At 66.8% G+C, this 4,076-nt stretch carries 2 protein-coding genes and 1 pseudogene; all 3 read right to left on the bottom strand.

Annotated features, from left to right (window positions below; all coding sequences use genetic code 11):
* Positions 1-647, bottom strand: a 647-nt coding sequence (locus tag RMO23_RS12655) for a peroxiredoxin (protein WP_309682004.1), incomplete at its 3' end; no start/stop codon positions are given.
* Positions 648-742: 95 nt separating this feature from the next.
* The gene (locus RMO23_RS12650; protein WP_309682005.1) at positions 743-3,859 is read right to left on the bottom strand and encodes an efflux RND transporter permease subunit; all 3,117 of its coding nucleotides are present in this window, start codon (positions 3,857-3,859) and stop codon (positions 743-745) included.
* 15 nt (positions 3,860-3,874) lie between these two features.
* Positions 3,875-4,076, bottom strand: a pseudogene (locus RMO23_RS12645) (efflux transporter periplasmic adaptor subunit); the annotation flags it as partial.

The raw sequence follows: 4,076 nt of genomic DNA, 5'->3' as shown, positions 1-4,076 counted from the left end.
TTGACGATGCGCAGATAGGGTTTGGGGGCTTTCCAGCCCTGTGGAAACAGGGTCTTCGCATCGTCGTCGGACACCGAGCCCGCGATGATCACGTCCTCGCCCGGTTTCCAGTTGACCGGTGTCGCCACCTTGTGCGCCTGCGTGAGCTGCATGGAATCGAGCACGCGCAAAATCTCGTCGAAGTTGCGGCCGGTGGTCATCGGGTAGGTCAGCATCAGCTTGATCCGCTTGTCCGGGCCGATGATGAAGACCGAGCGCACCGTCGCATTGGCGGCCGGCGTGCGGCCTTCGGAGCTGCCGGGCTCGTCCGCCGGCAGCATGTTGTAGAGCTTGGCCACGGCCAGGTCGCTGTCGCCGATCATCGGGTACTTGGGGAGATAACCCTGGGTTTCCTCGATGTCCCTGGCCCAGGCCTTGTGGTTGTCCACCGGATCCACGCTCAGGCCAATGAGTTTGCAGTTGCGCCGGGTAAATTCCGGCTCGATCTTGGCCATGTAGCCCAGTTCGGTGGTGCACACCGGCGTGAAGTCTTTCGGGTGCGAGAACAGGATGGCCCAGCTGTCCCCCATCCATTGATGAAACTGGATGCTGCCCTGCGTGGTCTGGGCCGTGAAGTCCGGGGCGACATCGTTGATGCGTAGAGACATGGTTCACTCCTTGGTTGGCAATCAGGCCGCGGTGATGGATTTCGAATGGCCCGCGCCGGACTGCACCCTGAATATAGGCTTTGGCCCGACTGTTTTCAAGGGTGGGGCAGCGGCCGTGCCACCGGCTCGGGCGGCTGCGCCGGCTGGCCGCGCAGCCGCCCGGCCAGGCGCCGGATGAAGTGCTCCAGGTCGTCCATGTAGGTGAACACCGCCGGCACCACCAGCAGGCTCAGCACGGTCGAGGTGATCAGCCCGCCAATCACGGCCACCGACATCGGCGAGCGAAAGCTCGGATCGGCGGCGCCAAAGCCGATGGCAATCGGCAGCATGCCGGCGCCCATCGCCAGCGTCGTCATGATGATGGGCCGGGCGCGCTTGTGGCAGGCGTCGAGCAGCGCGTCGAGGCGGCTCATGCCATGGTCGCGCCTGGCCACGATGGCGTACTCGACCAGCAGGATCGAGTTCTTGGTGGCAATGCCCTTCAGCATGATCAGGCCGATCAGCGAGGGCATGGAAAAACTCTTTTGCGCCACCAGCAGGCCGACAAACGCGCCGCCCAGCGACAAAGGCAAGGCGGCCAGAATCGTCACCGGGTGCAAAAAGTCCTTGAACAGCAGCACCAGCACGATGTAGATGCACAGCACGCCGGTCAGCATGGCCAGGCCAAAGCTGGCAAACAGCTCGCCCATGACCTCGGCATCGCCAATTTCCACCACCTTGACCCCCGGCGGCAGGTTTTTCACGGCCGGCAGCGCCTGCACCGCCTGTGTCACGTCGCCCAGCGGCAGGCCCGACAGCTCGATCTCGAAGTTGACATTGCGCGCGCGGTCGTAGCGGTCAATGATGGCCGGGCCGCTGGCGATTTCCAGCGTCGCCACCTGGCCCAGCATGACCGCCCCCACGCCCGGCTTGCTGCTGGGCACGCTCAGGCGTTCCAGCACGCTGAGGTCCCGGCGCGCGGCGTCGGCCAGCTTCACCACGATCGGCACCTGGCGCTCGGACAGGTTGAGCTTGGGCAGCGACACGTCGTAGTCGCCCAGCGTTGCAATGCGCAGGGTCTCGCCAATCGCGGCGCTGGTCACGCCGAGGTCGGCGGCGCGCGCAAAGTCGGGCCGCACCGCGATTTCGGGGCGGATCAGGCTGGCGCTGGAGGCCACGCTGCCCAGGCCGGGAATGGTGCGCAGGTCTTTTTCAACGGCGCGGGCGGCGGCCTGCAGGGCCAGCGGGTCTTCGCTGGTCAGCACCAGCACGTATTTTTCACCCGAGCCGCCGAGGCCGACCTTGCTGCGCACGCCCGGCAGCGGCTCCAGCGCCGTGCGCATCCGGTTTTCAATGCCCTGCTTGCGCGGCCGCTCGCTGCGCTCGGCCAGCAGCACGGTCAGCGTGGCCTTGCGGGTCTCGGCCGCGCCCGAGCCGGCGAACGGGTCGCTGCCGGCCGTGCCGCCGCCTAGGGTGGTGTAGACGCTGCGTACATGCGCGACTTTGGCAATCAGCTGGCGTGCCTGTTCGGCCGCCGCCTCGGTCTGGGCCAGGCTGGAGCCCGGCTGCAGCTCCAGGTAGACCTGGGTTTGCGAGTTGTCGTCGGCCGGGATGAAGCCGGTCGGCAGCAGCGGAATCAGCGCGACGGAGCCAAAGAAAAACAGTGTCGCCATGACCATGGTGATGACGCGGTGCTTCAGGCACCAGCCGGCGGCGCGCATGTAAACCCTGAGCCAGCCCGGCTCCTGGTGCGCGCCGACAATTGGTTGGAGGATGTAGGCCGCCATCATCGGCGTCAGCACGCGCGCCACCAGCAGCGAGGCCAGCACCGCCAGCGCCGCCGTCCAGCCGAACTGCTTGAAGAACTTGCCGGCAATGCCGCTCATGAAGGCGGTCGGCAAAAACACCGCGACCAGGGTGAAGGTGGTGGCGATCACCGCCAGGCCAATCTCGTCGGCCGCCTCCATCGCCGCCTGGTACGGCGTCTTGCCCATGCGCAGATGCCGCACGATGTTTTCCACCTCGACAATCGCGTCGTCGACCAGAATGCCGATGACCAGCGACAGCGCCAGCAGGGTCACCACATTGATGGAAAAACCCAGCAAATACATGCCGATAAAGGCCGGAATCACCGACAGCGGCAGCGCCACGGCCGAGACAAAGGTGGCGCGCCAGTCGCGCAGAAACAGCCAGACCACCAGTACCGCCAGAATCGCGCCCTCGTACAGCAGGTGCAGCGAGCCGGTGTACTCCTCTTCGACCGGCGTTACAAAGTTGAAGGCTTCGGTCAGCACCAGGTCGGGGTGCTGGGCCTTGAGCTCGGCCAGCGCCGCCTGCACCGCCGCGCCCACCGTCACCTCGCTCTCGCCGCGGCTGCGCGACACCTCAAAGCCGACCACCGGCTTGCCGTCGAGCAGCGCGGCCGAGCGCGCATCGGCCGTGGTGTCGCTGACCGTGGCCACATCATTGAGGCGGATTTTCCGGCCATCGCCGAGCGCCAGTTCGAGCTGGCCCAGCTCGGCGGCCGACTTGACGGTGGCCAGCGTGCGCACCGGCTGCTCGCTGCCGCCCAGGTCGGTGCGGCCGCCCGCGCTTTCGTTCTGCACCAGCCGCAACTGGCGCGAGATGTCGGCGGCCGAGGCGCCCAGCGCCTGCAGCCGGGACGGGTCCAGTGCCACCCGCACCTCGCGCGTCACGCCGCCGACGCGATTCACCGCGCCGACGCCGCGCACCGCCAGCAGCTTGCGCGACACCTCGTTGTCGACAAACCAGGACAGCGCCTCGGCGTCCAGGCGGCTTGAGGCGATGGTGAAGGCCAGCACCGGCTGGCCGGCCAGATCGACCTTGCTGACAATCGGGTCGCGCACGTCGCCGGGCAGGTCGGAGCGCACCCGCGCCACCGCCGAGCGCACATCGTCGACCGCCTCCTGCACCGGCTTTTCGAGCCGGAACTCGGCGGTGATGGTGACGCCGCCGTCCTGCACCTTGGTCATGAGGTGTTTCAGGCCCTGCACCGTGGCGATCGAGTTTTCGAGCTTGCGCGCCACCTCGGTCTCCAGCTGCGCCGGCGCCGCGCCCGGCAGCGAGGTCGAGACGCTGACGGTCGGCAAGTCGATGTCGGGAAAGTTCTGCACCTTCATCGCCTTGAACGACAGCAGGCCGCCAAAGCTCAGCAGCACAAACAGCATCAGCGCCGGAATCGGGTTCCTGATCGACCAGGACGAGACGTTCAGCATCGTGTTTGCTCTTTATTTGATAGCTTCAGGGGCAGGTGATGCCGGTGCTAGAGCCTGATTTGACCCATTTTCCTGGCCCAGGCGCACGAGGTCGCCGTCGTTCAGGAAGCCGGCGCCGTTGACCACGATGCGCGCATCCGCCGGCAGGCCAGCCACCACCTCGACCCGCTCGCCGGCCAGCCGTCCGGTCTGCACCTTGAGCTGGCTGACCCGG

The sequence above is a fragment of the Polaromonas sp. genome, assembly GCF_031411155.1.
Classification (GTDB): domain Bacteria; phylum Pseudomonadota; class Gammaproteobacteria; order Burkholderiales; family Burkholderiaceae_C; genus Polaromonas.
This window is presented reverse-complemented; position numbering and strand designations above follow the sequence as displayed.